The organism is Amycolatopsis sp. NBC_01307, assembly GCF_035975215.1.
GTDB lineage: Bacteria > Actinomycetota > Actinomycetes > Mycobacteriales > Pseudonocardiaceae > Amycolatopsis.
On the sequence record NZ_CP108403.1, the window covers coordinates 3,976,916 to 3,996,315 of the forward strand.

The 19,400-nt window shown below is 73.0% G+C and carries 13 protein-coding genes and 1 pseudogene; 6 read left to right on the plus strand and 8 right to left on the minus strand.

What is annotated here, in order from left to right:
* Window positions 1-1,122 carry an acyltransferase family protein gene (locus tag OG439_RS16710; protein WP_326950280.1) on the plus strand — a complete coding sequence of 374 codons (1,122 nt, stop codon included), beginning with the start codon at window positions 1-3 and terminating at the stop codon, window positions 1,120-1,122.
* A 19-nt stretch (window positions 1,123-1,141) separates the two neighbouring features.
* Window positions 1,142-2,347 carry a cysteine desulfurase-like protein gene (locus OG439_RS16715; RefSeq protein ID WP_326950281.1) on the plus strand — a complete coding sequence of 402 codons (1,206 nt, stop codon included), beginning with the start codon at window positions 1,142-1,144 and terminating at the stop codon, window positions 2,345-2,347.
* Here OG439_RS16715 and fusA read toward each other — a convergent pair.
* From fusA to OG439_RS16735, 4 genes and pseudogenes are all read right to left on the minus strand, one after another.
* Window positions 2,229-4,130 (minus strand): annotated as a pseudogene (gene fusA / locus OG439_RS16720) (elongation factor G); the annotation flags it as partial. The gene OG439_RS16715 and the pseudogene fusA sit on opposite strands and share 119 nt — an antisense overlap.
* 315 nt (window positions 4,131-4,445) lie before the next feature.
* Entirely contained in the window at window positions 4,446-5,885 is a 1,440-nt protein-coding gene (locus OG439_RS16725; protein WP_326950282.1) for a M4 family metallopeptidase, read from the minus strand.
* A 350-nt stretch (window positions 5,886-6,235) separates the two neighbouring features.
* A complete protein-coding gene (locus OG439_RS16730; RefSeq protein ID WP_326950283.1) occupies window positions 6,236-7,882 on the minus strand; it encodes a PucR family transcriptional regulator in 1,647 nt (548 codons plus the stop codon).
* Between the two features lie 97 nt (window positions 7,883-7,979).
* Window positions 7,980-11,588, minus strand: a complete 3,609-nt coding sequence (locus OG439_RS16735) for a discoidin domain-containing protein (protein WP_326950284.1) — start codon at window positions 11,586-11,588, stop codon at window positions 7,980-7,982.
* A gap of 284 nt (window positions 11,589-11,872) precedes the next feature.
* Between OG439_RS16735 and OG439_RS16740 the strand changes: the two genes are divergently transcribed.
* Window positions 11,873-12,313, plus strand: coding sequence for an SRPBCC family protein (locus OG439_RS16740; RefSeq protein WP_326950285.1), 441 nt, complete (start codon window positions 11,873-11,875; stop codon window positions 12,311-12,313).
* Here the strand turns inward: OG439_RS16740 and OG439_RS16745 are convergent.
* Window positions 12,300-13,175 carry a MerR family transcriptional regulator gene (locus OG439_RS16745; protein ID WP_326950286.1) on the minus strand — a complete coding sequence of 292 codons (876 nt, stop codon included), beginning with the start codon at window positions 13,173-13,175 and terminating at the stop codon, window positions 12,300-12,302. The genes OG439_RS16740 and OG439_RS16745 overlap by 14 nt on opposite strands.
* 349 nt (window positions 13,176-13,524) lie before the next feature.
* Here OG439_RS16745 and OG439_RS16750 point away from each other — a divergent pair, with 349 nt between their 5' ends.
* From OG439_RS16750 to OG439_RS16760, 3 genes are all read left to right on the plus strand, one after another.
* Entirely contained in the window at window positions 13,525-13,905 is a 381-nt protein-coding gene (locus OG439_RS16750) for an STAS domain-containing protein (RefSeq protein ID WP_326950287.1), read from the plus strand.
* A 74-nt stretch (window positions 13,906-13,979) separates the two neighbouring features.
* Window positions 13,980-15,278 (plus strand): DUF1800 domain-containing protein, encoded by a 1,299-nt coding sequence (locus OG439_RS16755; RefSeq protein ID WP_326950288.1) that lies wholly within the window; start codon window positions 13,980-13,982, stop codon window positions 15,276-15,278.
* Window positions 15,275-16,510, plus strand: a complete 1,236-nt coding sequence (locus tag OG439_RS16760) for a DUF1501 domain-containing protein (RefSeq protein ID WP_326950289.1) — start codon at window positions 15,275-15,277, stop codon at window positions 16,508-16,510. Before OG439_RS16755 ends, OG439_RS16760 begins: the two co-directional genes overlap by 4 nt.
* 214 nt (window positions 16,511-16,724) lie before the next feature.
* Here OG439_RS16760 and OG439_RS16765 read toward each other — a convergent pair whose 3' ends face one another.
* From OG439_RS16765 to OG439_RS16775, 3 genes are all read right to left on the minus strand, one after another.
* Entirely contained in the window at window positions 16,725-18,020 is a 1,296-nt protein-coding gene (locus OG439_RS16765; protein WP_326950290.1) for a sensor histidine kinase, read from the minus strand.
* Entirely contained in the window at window positions 18,017-18,688 is a 672-nt protein-coding gene (locus OG439_RS16770) for a response regulator transcription factor (protein WP_326950291.1), read from the minus strand. Before OG439_RS16770 ends, OG439_RS16765 begins: the two co-directional genes overlap by 4 nt.
* 101 nt (window positions 18,689-18,789) lie before the next feature.
* Window positions 18,790-19,221, minus strand: coding sequence for an Hsp20/alpha crystallin family protein (locus tag OG439_RS16775; protein ID WP_326950292.1), 432 nt, complete (start codon window positions 19,219-19,221; stop codon window positions 18,790-18,792).
* Between the last annotated feature and the right edge of the window lie 179 nt (window positions 19,222-19,400).

Consider the following 19,400-nt stretch of genomic DNA (forward strand, 5'->3'; position numbering starts at 1 on the left):
GTGCCGAAGACCTCGCCAAAGATTCACGCCGACCCGAACATCGGTTTCGCTTGGCTGAGGATGATCGGCGCGATCACCGTGATCGTCGATCACAGCATGCCGCTGCTGCACCCGGACCGGATGACGATCTTCCCCGCGTCCTGGCACATGTCGCCGGGTTACATCGCGCTGATGGGGTTCTTCGCGATGAGCGGCTACCAGATCCAGGACAGCTGGGCGCGCGACCCGTCGTGGTGGCGCTTCTCCGCGCGGCGGCTGCTGCGGATCATGCCGCCGCTGGTCGTGGTGCTGCTGGTGACCGTGTTCGTCATCGGCCCGCTGGTGACGACCTGGCCGGCGCACGACTACTGGACGCACATCCAGACCTGGCGCTACCTGGTCGGCACGACCGTGCTGTTCTACATGCAGCACGAGCTGCCCGGGGTGTTCAGCGGCAACCCGTACCCGTTCTCCGTCAACGGCGCGCTCTGGACGCTGCCGATGGAGCTGCTCGGCTACGCGCTGGTCCTCGTCGTCGGCATCATCATCCTGATCGGGATGCCGCGCTGGTTCCTGTTCCTGGTCCTCGGCGGCATGGTCTACACGGACACGGTGCTGCACGCGACGTTCGAGCAGCACGGCCTGGGCGGCTCGCTGCTGGTCGTGCCGATCGGGTCGACGGTGTCGTTCCTGGTCCCGTTCGTGATCGGCGTGATCCTGCACAGCTACCGGGGCAAGATCCCGTTCCGGCCGCTGTACGCGTGGATCCTGTTCGCCGCCTACCTCGGCCTGAGCCAGACGCCGGCGAGCCGGTACGCGCTGGCGCTCAGCGCGGCCTACGGCGCGATCACCCTGGCGATGCACTGGCCGAAGCGGCTGGAGGCGGCCGGGCCGTGGGTCTACGGCAGCTACGGCACCTACATCTGGGGCTTCCCGATCCAGCAGCTGTTCATCTTCGCCGGGGTGCGGGAGGTGTGGCTGCTGATCCTGCTGGCGCTGCCCAGCGCCTACGTCGTCGGGCAGCTGTCCTGGAGCTACGTCGAGAAACCGACCCAGCGGCTGCGGCGGCACCTACGCGCGCCCGCGCCGAAGCGGCCCGCGGTCCCGGCCCCGGTGCCCACGAGGGCTCGCCAGCTTCATTGATACCCGGCATGCTGGCTGCGTGGCCTACGACGTGCAGAAGATCCGCGAGCACTTCCCCGCGCTGACCGAGGGCGCCGCCCACTTCGACGGACCGGGCGGGTCCCAGGTCCCCGACGTCGTCGGGGAGGCGGTGGCCGGGACGCTGTGCTCGGCGATCGCCAACCGCGGCTTCGTCACCCCCGCCGAACGGCGCGCCTCCGACGTCGTCGCCCGGGCCCGGCAGGCCGTGGCCGATCTGCTCGCCGCGTCCCCGGACGGCGTCGTCTTCGGCCGGAGCATGACGCAGCTGACCTACGACTTCGCCCGCGCCCTGGCCAAGAACTGGGGCCCCGGCGACGAAGTCGTCGTCACCCGGCTCGACCACGACGCGAACATCCGCCCCTGGGTGCAGGCCGCCGAGGCTGTCGGCGCGACCGTGCGCTGGGCGGACTTCGACCCAGCGACCGGCGTGCTCGCGACGGACGCCGTCGCCTCACTGCTGTCGGAGCGGACCCGGCTCGTCGCGGTCACCGCCGCGTCCAACCTGCTCGGCACCCGGCCGGACGTGCCCGCGATCGCCGCGGCCGTGCACGACGCCGGCGCGTTGCTCTACCTCGACGGCGTCCACCTGACGCCGCACGCGGTCGTCGACGTCGCCGCGCTGGGTGCGGACTTCTACGCCTGCTCGCCGTACAAGTTCCTCGGCCCGCACCTGGGTGTGGTCGCCGCCGCGCCGGCGTTGCTGGAGACGCTGCACCCGGACAAGCTGCTGCCTTCGACGGACGTCGTGCCGGAGCGCTTCGAGCTGGGCACCCTCCCGTACGAGCTGCTGGCCGGGACGACGGCGGCCATCGACTTCCTCTCGAACCTCGTCGACGGTCCTGGCCTCCGCCTCGAACGGCTCGCCCGGTCGCTGAAGGCGTTGGAGGAGCACGAAAACCTGCTGCTCACGCGCCTGGAAACGGGCCTGGCCGCCATCCCCGGCGTCACCCGGTACGGCGCACCCGACCGGAACCGCACGCCGACCGTGCTGTTCTCGATCAAGGACGTCGCGCCGACGGCGGCGTACGGCTTCCTGGCGGAGCAGGGCGTCAACGCGCCCGCGGGCACCTTCTACGCGATCGAGACCGCCCGTCACCTCGGGATCGCCGACGTCGGCGCGGTGCGAGCGGGAATCGCGCCGTACACCACGGAAACCGACGTCGACCGCCTCGTGGCCGGAGTGGCCGCGCTCGCCGTCGGCTGAGGTCGCCGAGCACGCCGCCGACGACGTCGTCCGGCACCGTGACGACGACTGACGCGACCGGCTCCAGCAGCCGCATTTCGCTGGCGCGCAACGCTTCCCGCAGCCCGAACCGGCCCGCCGCGCGGAACGCCGGCTCCGACGAGTCCTTCACGTGCGTGGCGCCGTCGACGAGCGTGACGCGCACGCCGGTCACCGGGTGCCCGCCCAGCGGGCCCTCGGCCAGGGCGTCGCGGCAACCGGCTTCGACCGCGCGCACGTACTCGCGCGGCACCCGCCCGCCGACGATCGCCGACGCGAACTCGAACCCCTCGTCGAGCGGCTCGACGTCCAGCACGACGTGGGCGAACTGCCCGGCACCGCCGTCCTGCTTGACGTACCGGTGAACCAGCCCCGACACCCCGCGCACGACGGTCTCCCGGTAGGCGACCTCCGGCCGCCCGACCGCGACTTCGAGGCCGCGCGTCAGCCGCAGCTTCTCCACCGCGACCTCCAGGTGCAGCTCGCCCAGCCCCGACAGCAGCGTCTGGCCGGTCTCCGGATCGGTCCGCACGACCAGCGACGGGTCCTCCTCCGCCAGCCGCGCCAACGCCGAGGCCAGCCGCTCGCCGTCGGCCGACCGGCGCGCCTCGACGGCCACCGAGACCACCGGGTCCGCCGCCACCGGCGGTTCCAGCAGCACGGGGTCGCCCGGCACGCACAGCGTGGCGCCGACCCGGGCCGCCTTCGGCCCGGCCAGCGCGACGATGTCGCCGGCCACCGCGGTGCCCACTTCGGCGTGCCGGTCGGCCTGGACGCGCAGGATGCGCGCGATCCGTTCCGTGCGCCCGGTTCCGGCGTCCAGCACCTGCTCCCCCTTCCGCAGCGTTCCCGAGTACACCCGGACCGACGTCAGCCGGCCGGTGGCCGTCGCGACGACCTTGAACACCAGCGCGGCCAGCGGCGCCGCCGGGTCGGCGGGCCGGTCGTCGCGCACCGGCGTGACGTCGGCCGGCGACGGCAGGTAGGCCACGACGGCGTCGAGCAGCGGCTCGATGCCGCGGTCGCGGTAGGCCGAGCCGCACAGCACCACGAGACCGTCGCCGGTGCGGGTCAGGTCGCGCAGGGCCTTCTCGAGGGTCTCCGCCGAGACGGTCCCGGCGGCGCAGAACTCGTCCAGTGCCAACGGGTGCAGCTCGGCGATGGCCTCCTCCAGCCGGCGACGGCGTCGCTGAGTCTCCTCCCTCAGTTCGTCGGGTACCGCGTGCGGGCGCAGCAGGTCGACGACGCCGGTGAAGCCGTCCTCCCGCCCGATCGGCAGCTGCACGACCAGCGGCGCCGGGTGCAGGCGACGCCGGATCGACTCGACGGCGGCGTCGAGGTCGGCGCCCGCGCGGTCCAGCTTGTTGACGAACGCGATCCGCGGCACGCCGTGCCGATCCGCTTGGCGCCACACGGTTTCGCTCTGCGGCTCGACGCCCGCGACGGCGTCGAACACGGCGATGGCGCCGTCGAGCACCCGCAGCGAGCGCTCGACCTCGTCGGTGAAGTCGACGTGGCCGGGCGTGTCGATGAGGGTGAGGCGGTGGCCGGCCCACGCGCAGCTCACGGCCGCGGCGAAGATGGTGATGCCGCGGTCGCGTTCCTGCGGGTCGAAGTCGGTGACGGTGGTGCCGTCGTGGACCTCGCCCGTCCGGTGGATGACGCCGGTACGGTGCAGGATCCGTTCGGTGACGGTGGTCTTGCCGGCGTCGACGTGGGCGAGGATGCCGAGGTTGCGGATGTTGTCGAGGTTCGAGGTGCGCACGGTGCGGTCCTTGTGCGGAAGATCCGGTTCAGGGCAGCGCGATTCCGCGTGACTGTCCACAAAGGTTTGTCACGGGTCCGGTGTCAGCCGCGCGGCCGGCACCGCGGGCCCGAAGACACCAGGATCACCTCGAAGCGCGAACGGGAGACGGCGATGCGCGGACGCATGGCGGGCTCCTCTCGTTCGGCGCGGGTGTGCGGTTCCGGGGCAGCGTAGCGACGGCCCCGCCGGGCACCAACCGGTTTTCGGGCCGTGAAAGCCGAAAGGCCACCCCGGACGGTTGCCGGGGTGGCCTTTCGGCGGGTCAGCTCGGGATCAGCTGGGGTCCTGGTCGAGCTGCGTCGCCTTCACCGCGTTGGCGACCTGGGTGCAGTCGTCGTCGGTGATGCCCGCGGTGCCCGCCTTCGCCAGCGCGGCGCAGGAGGAGTTGAGGGCCTCGCCGACGTCCTTGAACGTCGCGCTCGGGGTCAGCGTGTTCTCGACGCCCCACCAGACCTGGACCGACTTGTCGAGGCCGAGGCCGCGCACGGTCTGGTTGTTGAACGTGTCGCCGTCGGTGATCAGGTAGTCGGCCTTGTTCACGACGCCGTCGTTGATGTGCTCGTCCGGGTTGTTCGTCTCCCAGCCGGGGCCGTTGACCATGTCCGGCTGCGGGGACAGCGACGAGCGCGGGTCCTGCATGTTCCGGATCGCGCCGAGCGACGAGCCCGCGCCGAGCAGCCAGCGGTTGCCGCCGGTGTCGTTGGGGTCGTTCGAGGTGATGCCGATGAACTTGCCGAAGACGTCCGAGAGGCCCTCGTTGATCGAGTCGGCCTGGCCGCCGCTGAGCCCGGAGGTGGCCTGAGTGACGCCGTGGGTCAGCTCGTGACCGGTGATGTCGTCGGTGGTGACGCCCTCGCCGAAGGCCATCTGCTCGCCGTCCCAGAAGGCGTTGGCGAACGGGCATTCGCCGTCCACGCAGATCCGGACGGTGCCGCGCAGGGCCTTGCCGGTCCCGTCGCTGTAGTCCGCACCGATCAAGCCGGTCAGGTCGACGTTGACGTACTTCGAGTAGAAGTCCGAGGCCTGGCCGAAGAAGTCGTAGACGTGGTTGACGTCCTCGACGCTCGACTCGGCGGCGCCTTCCTTCCGGGCGACGTCGAACGCGGTGCCGCAGCGGACCGAGTCGGTGGTGCCGCTGACGACCTTGCGGTTGGCGTCGCAGACGTCGCGGTTCGCCTCGCGGACCTCGGACCACGAGGTCAGGACCTGCGGCGTGCCGGCCTTGACGACCTCGGTCCACTTGTCCTGGAACTTCTGGCCGTGCACCGTGACCTGGTAGGTCGGCACGGCGACGCTGTCACCCTTCGCCCCGCCGAGCGTGGGGTCGAACCAGTAGGCGCGCGGCGCGTCGGCCTTCAGCTCGGCCTTCGCGAGCCCGGTCCGCTTGGCGACGTCGGTGATGGCCGCGTCGGCGGCACCCGCGTCGCTCGCCGGGAACATCCCCTCGGTCTTCTTGGTGGTCCGCCCGTGCGTGGCGAGCACCGCACCCGCCTTGTCGCGGATCTGGACGGTCTGCCCGCCGAAGACCGGCACCCCGCCGATCTCCTGCTGCGACCGCAGCACGCTGCCGAACGGCATCGCCTGGGCGTTCATCGCGCGCATCGACGGCTGCGCGATGGTCGCGGACGCCGGCGAGCCGGTCACGATCAGCGATACCGCGACGAGGGCAGCGCTCGCTGTCGCTGTCCCAACGATGACCCGTTTGCGTGACACCCGGTACACCTCCGTGGAAGGTTTGATCACCTGACGTGAAGTCCGTGCAGGTTCACATGCCCCGAAGGGTGAGCACACCGGCTGAAAGTAGGTAACTGACCATCTGAGGTCGAGTAACGGTTGCTAAATCACCGACATTTCGGACGACCCCGGCAGGCACCGCGTGTGACTGGAGCGCCAACTCGCGTGATTGGGACGCCAACTCGCGTGATTGAAGGGTCGACACGACGAGGCCCGGGCGGACGCGCCGTGTCGACTCCCCAATCACGCGAGTTGACCTTTCAATCACGCGAGTTGACCCTTCGATCACGCGTGTCGGCTCTCGGATCACGCGTGTCGGCCGGCGGGGCTCAGGACGTGGGGGGTGGGGCGACCACTCGGAGCTGGAGCATCGCCGCGAAGCGGGCTTCCGGGTCCGTCATGTCGAAGCCGCCCACCTCGGCCAGGCGGCGGAGGCGGTACCGGAAGGTGTTCGCGTGGACGTGGACCGCGGCCGACGCGGCGATGACGTCGCCGAAGGCGTCGAGCCAGGCCCGGAGCGTCTCGACGAGGTGGGCGTGGTGCAGCTCGTCGTACTCCAGGAGGCGGGCGACCGTCCCGGTCGGGCGGTCACCCCGGGCGGCGACCAGGTCCTGCAGCTCCAGCAGCAACGCCTCGACGTGCACGTCGGCCAGCAGCGCGGCGCGACGGCCCGCGCCGCTGCCCGTGCGCAGCACCCGCAGCGCGCGGTCGGCGCTGTCACGCGCTTCCGGCAGCTCGGCCGCGCTGCGGGCCACCGGGCCGATGCCGACGACCGCGCGGACGCGGTCGCCCACCCGGTCCAGGAAGTCCCGGGCGATGCGCATCGCGCGTTGTTCGCCGTCGGCGTCGCGGCTCACCGGGACCAGGCCGTAGGCCGTGTCGCCGACGAGGGCGGCCGCGCAGCGCGGGTGGACGGCGCTCAGGTGCATGGCCAGGCCGTCGCTGAGGCGTTGCCGTTCGGTGGCGAGGCCGGCGTCGGCGGCCTCGCCGCTGTCGAGCACGGCCAGCGCCAGCACGACGACCGGCTGGTCGGCCAGGCCGAGCCGGCTCAGCGCCTCGCGAGCGGCCGCCCCGCCTTCGAGCGCCGTGCTGAGCAGGTCCGCGCGGAGGCGTCGTTCGACGTCGGCGCCCGCCCGGACGCGCAGCATGTGCAGCGCCACCAGGCGAGCGGCGTCGCAGAGCGCCTGGGTGCGGTCGGCGGTCAGCGGCTCGGACACCGCGGCCCAGATGGAGCCGAGGATCTCGTCGCCGGCCCGGACGGCGACGGCCACGCGCGGCATCGTCAGCCCGTCGAGGCGTTCGACGGGCAGGTCGACGTACACCGGCTTGTCGGTGCGGTAGAGCTCGCGGAACACGCCCCGGTCGGACAGCATGCGCGCGAACCGTTCGGGCACCTGGCGGCCGAGGATGGTCTCGACGCGCGAGGGGTCGGCTTCGTCCTGCCGCCCGGAGAAGGCCAGCACGCGGGAGCGGCGGTCCTCGATGGTGACGGGCGCGTCGATGAGGGCCCCGATCGCGTTGGCCACGGCGAACAGGTCGCCCGACGGCAGCCCGGCGAGGGTCTCCGGTTCGGCGTCGCCGACGTCGCCCTCGGCCAGCAGCGACCGCAGCATCGCCGCGAGCTGGGTCCAGGACGCGCCGCGCGTCAGGGACAGCAGGGCGACGCCGGTCTCTTCGACAGCGGCGGTGACCGCTTTTGTCACCGTGACCGGCGCGCGCAGGACGAGCCCCGCGGCGTCGTGGCGGGCCAGGATCCGCAGCTGCCGGACGACCTCGTCCGGGTCGCCGAGGCCGACGCCCAGCACCAGGGCGTGCTGCGGCAGCGCCGGTTCGTCGAGGGGGTCGTGGATGGCGACGCCGCCGATGCCGCCGGCCCGGTCGCCGTCCCCGAGCACCAGGTCCAGGAGGGTGCCGCCCAGGTCGTCGAGGACGCGGCCGAGGCTGGCGTGCGGGCGCAGGTTCACGGAAACGAGCACCTCCCGAAGCTAGGCGTGTCGCCGCCAGCCTAGTTCGTCGGCACAGACGAAATCAGCCCCCGAGTTCGTCGAAACCGACGAACCCGGGGGCCGGACGTCAGATCAGCTTGGCCGCGACGTTGTACGCCTCCACCTGCAGCCGGGCCTGCGGCACCCGGCGTGTCGGATCGACGCGGATCGTGCGGCTCTCCCCCGGCAGCAGCCAGAAGTAGTTGTCGTCGTAACGCGTCGGCAGCACCCGATCCTTCCCGTTGCGCTCCCGCAGCGACAGCCGGATCATCGCCGCGACGGTCCGGCCGGTGTTGCGCACTGTCGCGACGTAGCCGGCGCCGTCCGGCCGCAGCGACGTCGTCAGCTGCGCGCCCGGGAGCTGGTTGAGCGCCCGCATCGCGGCGTCGGTCCGGTAGCGCCAGTACGTGTTCTCCGACAGCACCGCGCCGTGGGCGTCGGTCAGCGTCAGCCGCAGCAGGTGCAGGTCCGGCAGCGCCGCGTCGAAGGGCACCGTGAACGTGTCCGTGGCCTCGATCGGGGCGACGTCGACCTGCTGCTGCCGCGCCGCTCCCAGCGGGACGCCGTCCAGCCCGAACAGCAGCGCGGACGCCGTGACGCCGCTGAGCGCGGCCGGCGTGTGGTTGACCACCCGGACCTGCCACGTCGAGAGGTCGGCCTGGACGTGGTGCGCCTCGCACCCCTTGCGGGCGCCGTAGTAACTGCCGTTGACGTCGAGGTCGTAGTCGTAGGTCTGCCAGACCGTGCTGTGCCACGCCGGGTGCGACATCCACAGCAGCACGCCCGTGGCGTCGGCCCACAGCTTCGTGTTCCACGCCTCGAAGATCGCGCGCATGCTCTCGTAGTTGACGAACTGGGCCTTGCGGCAGAACTCCGCGAGGCTCGTCGACGGCGCCAGGCGCGCGTCGATGGCCGCCAGGTAGGTCTGCGGCGACTGGTTGCCGTTGGTCGACCAGTCGTGCAGGAACCACGGCGCGCCGATCGGCCAGCCCGCGTCACCTTCGCCGACGAGGTTGCGCATGCTCTCGACGACCGACACGGTCGGCAGCCCGATCTCGCTCCAGAACCCGTGCTTGCCGCCGGTCGCCTCGCCGGTGAAGTACTGCTTCGGGTCGAGCCAGCGGTACGGGCCGTCGCCGGTGATCACGCCGCCCGCGGAGTTGCCCTGGTAGAGCAGGTCGGTGCTGGTGGTGACGATCTCGCGCAGCGCGGAGTCGATCACCGCCGGCGGGGTGCCTTCGTTGCAGCCGAACCAGACCGTCGCGCACGCGTGGTGGCGGTAGCGCAGCACGGTGTCCTTCGCCTGGGCGAGGAAGATGTCGTGGTTGGCCGGGTCGGTCGACCAGCCGTCCCAGAACTCGTTCCACAGCAGGATGCCGTACTTGTCGCACGCGTCGAACAGCTCTTGGCGGTAGGACGAGCCGACCCAGTTGCGGATCAGGGTGAAGTTCATGTCGCGGTGCATCGCCACGACGGCGTCGGTCCGCTCCTGCGGCATCCGGCGCAGCAATTCGTCCCAGCCCCAGCTGCCGCCGCGGGCGAACACCTTGACGCCGTTGACGAGGAAGGTCAGCGGCTTCGGGCTGTTGTCCACCGACACCGCGTCGGTCCAGGTCTGGCCGTCGGCCGAGACCTGGACGGTGAACGTCGCCGCGTAGGCCGTCTCCCAGGTCAAGACCACGCGATCGAACGCCGTCGCCGCGCCGAGGTCGACCTGCAGCCACTGGTTGTCGTCGTAGGCCGACGTCCACCGCGTGTTCGGGTCGCCGTCGACGGCGTTCTCCGGCGGGTTGCCGTCCGCGACCGACGACGACGTCGCGGTCCCGCCCTTCGCCAGGTCCGTGTCCGGGGCGGCACTGTCCACAACGGACATCGTCCAGAGCGAGAAGCCCCAGCCGGTGGCGCGTTTGAGGCCCTGCATCCGGACGTACCGGGCGTTCTGCGGGGCGAGGTCGACGGTCTGGGTGGCCCGGCCGTCGGCGATGACGATCGGCAGGTCGTAGCGGTAGCCGATCTGACGCAGGCCGATCTTCACCGTCCGGCGGTCGCTGGTGGACGCGCCGATCGCGGCGGTGAGCGTCAGGTCGTAGAGGTTCGGGTCGCCGTACCCGTTGGGCCACCACAGCTTCGGGTTCTTCACCTGCTGAGCCGGGAAGACGACGTCGGTGGCCTGCCCGGCCGGGACGGTGACCGTGCTCGACACCTTCACCGGGCCGAAGGCGGCGGAGACCTTGATCCGCTGCGCGGTGGCGGCGGCGTTGCGCACCGGCACGGTGAGCGTGACCTCGGCGGTGGTCGCGTCGGGCAGCTTGGTGTCGACGCGCACGTCACCCAGCACGGCGGCGCCGGTCGAGCGCAGCCGGACGTGGTCCCAGATGCCCGCCGCGCGGTCGCGCACCGCCGGCATCCAGTCCCAGCCGGACACCGCGAGGTAGGTCGGCGAGTTGTCGAACATCGTGCTGCCGGCGTCGACGAACGACTGCCCGGCCGGCCCCTTGTCGCCGGGGCTGCCGGGCCGCGGCATCGGCGAGATCTTGACGGCGAGGGCCTGGTCGCCGGAGCGGCGCAGCGCCGCGGTGACGTCGAAGGCGCCGCGGCCGAACGGGTGGCTCTGCGTGCCGATGTTCGCGCCGTTGAGCCAGATCGCGGCCTCGTGGTTGACGCCGTCGAGTTCCAGCCACACGTGCCGGCCCGGCGAGGTGTCGAGGCCACGCGGGAGCGAGAACCGGCGGCGGTACCACCAGGCGTGCCGGGAAAGCGCTTCCGGGACGTGCATGTTGTGCATGCCGGACACCGGGTCGGGCAGCTGGCCCTGCTCGACCAGCGACGCGAGGACTGTGCCGGGCACGGTCGCCGGGAGCCAGCCGCGGGTGTCGACCGACGCGCCGGACAGCGCGGCGCCGTCCCCGGTGGGCGTCCAGTCGTCCATCGTGAGCACCCAGCCGGACTCGAGCGGCACGGTGCCGTCGGGCGCGAGCGCCAGCGCGGGCGGGTCGTCGTGCGGGCGCGCCGGGAAGCTGGTCCAGCCGCGGACCGCGGGCCGGTGGTCGCGGCTGGTGCCGAACACCTGGAAACCGTTGAGGCCCAGCGGGTTCGTGGTCGAGCGGCTCGCCGCGGTGAACCGCACCCAGCGGGCCGTGGCCGACACCGGGATCGTCACGACGCCGCCGGTGCCGGCGTCGGTGTGGTGGACCGTGCGCCAGGCCTTGCCGTCACCGGAGACGTCGAGGTCGAAGGCCACGGCGTAGCTGGAGAAGACCTCGTCGCCGGCGGTGTGGGTGCGGGACGCGCCGAGGTCGAGGGCCGGGTCGCCCGGCTTGGCCTCGAAGGTCAGCACGACCGACTCGATCACGCACTGGCCCTGCAGGTCGACGACGATCCACTGGCCGTCACCGGGGGTGGCGCGCCAGCCGGAGCCACGGACGCCGACCTGGGCGAGGCCGTCGACGGCGAACTCGGCCGGGGTGGCGGCGTAGTCGGTCGAGGACACCTGGACCGGCCGGAACAACGCCAGGTCGGTCCGGGCGGCCCGGCCGTCGGCCGCCTCGGGCGCGGCCGAGGCGGCCCCGCCCGGCAGGACGGCCGCCAGGCCGAACCCGGCCAGCAGCCCGCCACCCACGGCCAGGAGGTTCCGCCGGGACACCGAAGCCACCTCCCCCGGTTCGACGCCGGCCCCGATGCCGTACTCCTCCGCCATGGAAGCTCCCGTTCTCGAAGCGGCAGTCACGCACGACGCGGGCCCTCGCGGGGTGTCGGCGCCGGTGACTGACAACGTTGCCAGTGAGCATCCGCCGTGCTCGCGGCGGCGGTCAAGAAGACAAGGAAGACAAAAATTAGGAATAATGACATCGATGTCTGCGATGGCGTGCGGCGTCCCGTTCAGCGGTGACGTCGTCCTGCCGGACGGGGTCGCGCTCGGTACGGTTGCATCGACTCCGCACCGAAGCTCCGGCGCGGGTTCACCCGAGGAGGCAGCACGCCATGGTCCAGGTCGAACGCACCGTCACCGTCCGCACGCCGGTCGACCAGGTCGCGGGCTACCTCGCGGACTTCGCGCACACCGAGGAGTGGGACCCGGGCACGGTCCGGTGCACCCGCACCGACGCCGGGCCGGTGGCGGTCGGCGCGCGGTGGCACAACGTCTCGGAGTTCCGCGGCAAGCAGACCGAGCTCGACTACGAGCTGACCCGGCTCGAGCCGGGCCGCGTCACCTTCGTCGGGCAGAACAAGACGGCCACCTCGACCGACGACTTCACCTTGACGCCGGGCCCGGACGGCACAACGGTCCACTACCGCGCGACGATCGTCTTCCACGGCTTGGCGAAGCTCGCGAGCCCGCTGCTCAAGCGGGTGTTCGAGGGGCTCGGCGACGCCGTGGTCCCGAAGCTGACCACCGCGCTGGAGCGGCTCAAGACGCGCTGATGCGCCCGGCGGCCACGTCGGCCGCCATCCCGAGGTCGTCCACCACCGTGAAGCCGCGCTCCCCCAGGTGCGCCCAGCCCGGTCCCGCCGTCATGACGTCGAGGCCGAGGTCGCGCAGCCGGAGCACGAGGCGGTCGTCGGCGGTCGGAGCGGCCATCGACCACAGCACGACCAGCACCGGGTCGAGGCGCTCGGCGAGCTCGGCGAGCGTCTCGGCCGGCACGAGCTGGCCGAGGTAGCGCACCGGCACGCCGGACTCGGCCAGCGTCGCCCGCAGCGCCTCCATCGGCAGCGAATGCCGTTCGGCCGGGCAGCACGCCAGCAGCACCGGGCGGCCCGGCACCGTCTCCGGGAACCGGCGGCCGAAACGCTCGAGGGCGAAGGAAGCTTCCGTCGTGAGAGCCCATTCCGACGCGAAGCAGACGTCGCCGCGCTGCCAGCGGTCGCCCAGCTCCCGCAGCACCGGGACCAGGACGTCGGTCCAGGCCGCGGCCGCGCCCAGCGTGGCCAGCGTTTCGTCGATCAGCGCGGCGACGGCCTCGAACTCCAGGTCCTCGGCCGCTTCCGCGAGCTCCCGCACCCGGCGGGTGGCCGGGACGCGCGGTCGCGGCGCGGTGGTGAAGGCCGCGGCGGCCGCCTCGCGCACCGGCATGCCGCGCCCGATCAGCCGCTGCATGTGCTGCAGGCGGCGGACATCGGCGTCGGAGTAGCGGCGGTGCCGGCCCTCGCTCCGGGCCGAGGGCCCGATCCCGTACCGCGCGCTCCAGCTGCGCAGCGTCACGGGCGACACGCCGAGCAGCTCGGCGACCTTGCCCGGCGCCCACGAACCCGCGGCCGGGACGGGTATCGCGCCGACGTCCATCCGGATCCACCGTCCTGTTGGCACCCACCGGCCCGGTGAGCTGGCGGAAGCATAGCGGCGGGCAGGTTCGCCGCCGGCCGGCGCGGGGACACCGCAGCCGGGACGACGACCGGTCGCGTCCCCACCGGCACCGGTGATCCGCCCGCGTCGGCCGGTGGCGAACCGGGGAGGCGCTGTCCCGTCCCGGCCAAGTTACACCCGGCTCGCAACGGTCGGGCATCGTTGCCGCACGGATGCGGTACCAGCGGAAGATCCCCCGCGCGGATGACCGCTGTGTGGTTTCGCGGTCGCCGGGGTACCACCCGTCCGGGGAGAGCGGTTCCCATCGCCGAGCACGGAAGACACCCCCATGGACGACCATCGCACCGCGGCCGCCGTCGGCCGGACCACCCAAGCCGGGTTCGTGACCGTCCGCGGTTCCGGCGACCTCGATCTCGGCTGCGCACCCCGGCTGCGCCAGCTGCTGCTCACCGCCGTCCGGGAGGCGGCCCGCGGCGTGGTCGCGGACCTGAGCGCCGTCACCTTCTGCGACTCCACCATCTTGAGCGTGCTCGTCGACGCGCACCGGGAAGCCCTCGCCGGCCGCGTCCCGTTCGCCATCACCGCCGACCGGGCCTCGGTCGTGCGGCCGCTCGAGATCCTCGGGCTGGACACGCTGCTGCCGCTCTACGCGGACCTCGACGCGGCCCGCGCGGCCGTCAGCCGGTGCCCGCAGACCCGCGTCTCCTGACGCCCCTGTGGATCGGCTGAAGAAACCGGCTGCACGGTCGCCGCACCCGGGGCGGGCACCCCAGGATCGAGGGCATGGTGGTCCTCTCCGAACGAGCGGCGGTGCGGCGGCTGCACGACCGGCTCGGCTTCGGCCCGCGGCCCGGCGACCTCGACCGCGGGTTCGCCGAGACGCGCGACCGGCTGCTGGGCACCGGTCCCGACGCCGGCGCGGCCGCGACGCCGATGCCGTCCCCCGGTGCGCCGCCCGACCGGCCCGGTAAGCAAGACAAGGCCGCGAAGCAGGCGGCCACCAAGCAGCTGCAGGCGCAGGCCGCCCAGGCCACCCTCTGGTGGCTGGACCGGATGACCGCCGCCGACGTCGCGTCGGTGGAGCGGCTGACCTGGTTCTGGCACGGGCACTTCGCCACGAGTGAGCAGAAGGTCCGCAGCCCGGAGCTGATGCTGGCGCAGAACCAGGCCCAGCGGGACCACGCGCTCGGCAGCTTCACCGACCTGGCGCGCGCGATGGTCGTCGACCCGGCCCTGCTGCTGTGGCTCGACGGCAACAGCAACAAGGCGGGCAAGCCCAACGAGAACCTCGCCCGCGAGTTCATGGAGCTGTTCACCCTCGGCGTCGGCCACTACACCGAGGACGACGTCCGCGAAGCCGCGCGGGCGCTCACCGGCTGGACGGCCCAGCGGGACACGACCACCGCGAAGCTGGTGCCGAAGCGGCGCGACGACGGCGAGAAGCACATCCTCGGCGCCACCGGCGACTTCGCCGCTCAGTCCTTTGTGGACCTGGTGCTGGGCCGGCCGGAGTCGGCGCCGTTCGTCGCCGGGCGGATCTGGTTCCGGCTGGTGTCTTCGGCGCCGCCCGCCCCGGACGTGCTGAACCGGCTGGTCGCGGCCTACGGCAGCCGCCGCGACATCCGGGCGCTGCTGCGGGCGATCACCGCCGAACCGGCGTTCCGCGACAGCGCGACGTCGCTGGTCAAGCAGCCGGTCGAGTGGCTGGCCGGGTTGCTGCGCGCGTTCGGCGTGCGGCCCGGCTCGCTCGACGAGAAGACCCGCGCGCAGCTGCCGGCCGGGCTGCGCGGGCTCGGTCAGGTGCCGTTCCTGCCGCCCAGCGTCGGGGGCTGGGCGGCGGGCGGCGCCTGGCTGACGACGTCCGCGGGGGTGGCCCGGCTGCACCTGGCCCAGCTGGTCGCGGCGCACGCCGACCTCGGCGGCGTCGCCAAGGCGTCGGACAAGGCCGCGGCGATCGGCGAGCTGCTCGGCGTCGACGCGTGGTCGGACCGGACGCGGGCCGCGCTGGCCGGGGTCGCCGGCGACGTCCGGCAGCTGGCCACCGTGGCCGCCTGTGCTCCCGAATACGTAGTGAGTGGGTGACGATCGTGCAGGTCAACCGACGCCGGTTCCTCACCGCGACCGGGGTGACGGCCGCCGCGGCGCTCGCCGCCGGCGCGACCCAGGTCGACTGGCCGCGGCTGATGTCGGCCGCGCAGGACAACCCGCTGGACCCGGACGCCGGCGTGCTCGTGGTGGTGACCCTCTACGGCGGCAACGACGGCCTCAACACCGTCGTCCCGGCGGGCGACAGCGCCTACCAGAACGCGCGCTCCGAGCTGGCCTACAAACCCGAAGAGGTGCTCGACGTCGGCGAGGGGCTCGGCCTCAACCCGGGGCTGAAGGGGTTCAAGAGCCTCTGGGACAGCGGGCAGCTGGCGATCCTGCGCGGGGTCGGCTACCCGAAACCGGACCACAGCCACTTCCGGTCGATGGCGATCTGGCAGACGGCGTCGCCGGAGACGTCGGTGCCGACCGGCTGGCTCGGCCGCTGGCTCGACGCGACCGGCGACGACCCGCTGCGCGCCGTGTCGGTCGACCCGGTGCTGCCGCCGTTGCTGGCCGGCGCCCGCACGGCGGCCGCGTCGCTGCCGGTCGGCGGGCTCACCCTGCCGAAGGGCGCGCTCGGGACGGCGTTCCAGGGCCTCGGCGCGGCCCAGTCCGGCGAGGGCTACTGGCAGGCCCGCGCGGCCCGGTCGGTCGGTGACCTGCACCGCGCGGTGGCGACGCTCGGGCCGCACGCGTCCACAAAGGACGCTTCCGGAAAGGACAAGGGAAAGGCCCAGCCGCGCAAGGGAGAGCTGGCCGCACAGCTCGACGTGGTAGCCGGGCTGATCGAGGCGGGCGTGCCGTCGCGGGCGTATTCGGTGTCGCTGGGCGGCTTCGACACGCACGCCGACGAGCGCGGCACCCAGCAGCGGCTGCTCACCGAACTGGACGGCGCGCTGACGCCGTTCGTGCAGCGCCTCGCGAAGACCGACCGCGGCAAGCAGGCGGTGGTGATGGTCTACTCGGAGTTCGGCCGGCGGGTGATCGCCAACGCGAGCCAGGGCACCGACCACGGCACGGCGGGCCCGATGTTCGTGCTGGGCGCGAACGTCCACGGCGGCTTCCACGGCGCCGAGCCGAGCCTGACCGACCTCGACGACGGCGACCTCAAGCTCACCACGGACTTCCGCGACGTCTACGCGACGATGGTGGAGGACGTCCTGGGCACCGACGCGGGCCCGGTCCTGCCGGGCCACAGCGGCCGGCTGACGGGCTTGTTCGCCTAGGACTCAGGCGGGCGGCAGGGGCCGCGGCGTTCGACGACGCTGGTGGCGAATTCGTGCAGGGGCGCCGGTGAGCGGTCTGCCGCGGCTTGTCGTGAGTGTTTAGGAGGGTTAGAACCCTCCTAAACACTCACGACCGCTGCGGCACAGCACGGAGGCTGGATTCGCCGGCATCTCCGGCCCGGCCTTCACCGGCGTGCGGACCCGCCCGGCTGCCTCACGCGGGCGGCAGTCCGGCGAGCCGGAACCGCGCTCCCCCGTCCGGCGCCGCCTCGCACCACAGGTCGCCGCCGTGGGCCCGGGCGAAGCCGCGCGCGATCGGCAGCCCGAGGCCCGAGCCACCCGGGCCGCGGGCCTCGTCCAGCCGGACCAGGCGGTCGAAGATCCGCTCGCGGTCGGCGCCCGGGACGCCTGGGCCGGTGTCGGTCACCGTGACCCCGTCCGGGGCGACCTCGAGGGTCAGCGTGCCGGGCCCGGCCATCGCGCGGACCGCGTTGTCCGCGAGGTTGGCCAGGATCTGCGTCAGCCGGGCGCTGTCGCCGAGCACACGCGCGTCCGGGCCGGTGACCACCACCGTCACCTCGGGCGCCGTCAGCTCCAGGCGGTCGGCCTGGGCCCGGGCCAGCGCGAGCAGCGCCACCGGGGCGCGTTCGAGGTCCGCGCCCGCGTCGAGCCGGGCCAGGTCCAGCAGGTCCGCGACGAGCTTCCCGGCCCGCTGCGACTCGCGGACCACCAGCAGCTGCAGCCGGGCCGGGTCGGCGTCCGGTGGCAGCTGCAGCAGCGCCTCGGCCGCCGCCTGCACGCCGGCCAACGGCGTCCGCAGCTCGTGCGCGGCGTCCGCGACGAACCGGCGGGTGCGCGCCTCCGACGCCCGCGCCGCCCGTTCCGCGCCTTCGAGGGCGTCGAGCGCCGAGTCGAACGCGGCCGCCGCGCGGCCCAGTTCCGTCGTCGCCCGCTCCGGCGCGAGGCGGTCGCCGCGGCGGCCGGCGACGATCGAGCGGGCCAGCCGGGTCATCGCGTCCAGCGGGGCGAGCGCGAACCGGACCGCCAGCAGCAGGGCGACCGCGGCGACGAGCAGCGCGGCGAGCCCGGTGCCGAGCAGCACCCACCGCAGGCTCTGTTCCGCGGCCGCCACGAGGGTCTCGTCCGCGGTCAGCGTCAGCTTCGCGCCGTTGATCCGGGGCGGGCCGGACAGGGTCGCGCGGACCTGGCGGATCCGGTCGGCGGGCGGCAGGTCGGCCGCGCCGAGGAACGTGCCGTCCGGCAGCGCCAGCGACGCCTGCACGCCCCGGGTTTCCATGCGCCGCACCAGGTTCTGCGGCGCCGCGTTCTGCTTCGCCAGCTGCTGGGCGAGCTGCACGCGGGCGGTGAGCAGGCCGTTGACGTCCTTCTCGGCCTGGGCGCGGAACACCGTGTCGACGACGAACCCGACCGCGATCAGCACCACCGCGAGCACCACCAGCACCGTGACGGTGACCCGGCGGCGCAGCGACACCGTCCGCAGCCCGGTCACGGCTCGCCGCGCAGGACGTACCCCTGGCCGCGCACGGTGTGCAGCACCCGCGGGCCGTGCGCCTCCAGCTTGCGGCGCAACGTGCTCACGTTGACCTCGACCAGGTTCGCCGCGTAGTCGCCGTAGCCCCACACCGCGGTCAGGATCTGCGTCTTGCCCACGACCCGCTCGCGGTGCCGCGCGAAGTAGACCAGCAGCTTCCACTCGGTCGAGGTCAGCTCGACCTCGGCCGCGCCGTACCGGACGCGGCCGCCCTCGACGTCGACCACCAGCTCGCCGATCTCCACCGCCGCCGGCGCGCGTCCGGTCCGGCGCAGCACGGCCGTCACCCGCGCGACCAGCTCGGCCAGCGCGAACGGCTTCACCACGTAGTCGTCGGCGCCCTCGCCGAGCCCGCGCAGCCGGTCCTCGACGCCGTCGCGCGCGGTCAGCATCACGACCCCCGCGGCCGACAGCCGGCGGATCACGCGCAGCAGTTCGAACCCGTCACGGCCCGGCAGCATCACGTCCAGCACCACGAGATCCGGCCGGGCCCGGGACAGCTCCGCTTCGAGCCCGGCACCGTCGGACAGCGCCCGGACGTCGAACCCGGCGGTGCTCAGCGCCATCTCGACGGCGACGCGAATCGCCTCGGCGTCCTCGACGACCAGGATCCGCGGCGCGTTCACCGGACCAGGGTAACGCCGTCCACTGTGGTCATTCAGGGGTCATTCGCCGAACGCGCGAAAGCCGGCCCCGGGAGGTTCCGGGGCCGGCTTTCGCGGGGTGGTCAGGCGGTGACTTCCTCCCTGGCCGCACCGGAACCGACGGTGATGCGGCGGGACTGGGCCCGCTGCGCCACCGGGATCCGGACGGTCAGCACGCCGGCGTCGTAGTCCGCTTCGATGCGGTCGGTGTCCAGGGTGTCGCCGAGCAGCAGGCGGCGGGTGAACACCCCGCGCGGGCGCTCGCTGACCTGGTACCGAGCGCTTTCGGCCGGGTTGACGGGCCGCTCGGCGCGCACGGTCAGGACGTTGCACTCGACGTCGAGGTCGATCGAGCCGGGCGTGACGCCGGGCAGGTCGAACTGGACGACGAAGTCGTCGCCGTCGCGGTAGGCGTCCATCGGCACGCTCGCCGGACGGCTCGCCGTGCCGGTGGCGCCGAAGAACTGCCGGCTCAGCCGGTCGAAGTCGCGGAACGGATCGGTACGCAGCACCATTTCGGATCTCCTTCCCACCAGGGGTTCGTGGTCGGGGCGGTGGTGGCCGCGCCCTCGCAAAGTTGACAACTACCGACTCAACTTAGTTGTTCCAGGACCGCTCAACCTGAGCCTGTGACGCCGGGCACAGCCAGTCACGCGTGGGTGACCCCCAACGGGTGGATAACCGCTCGATGGGC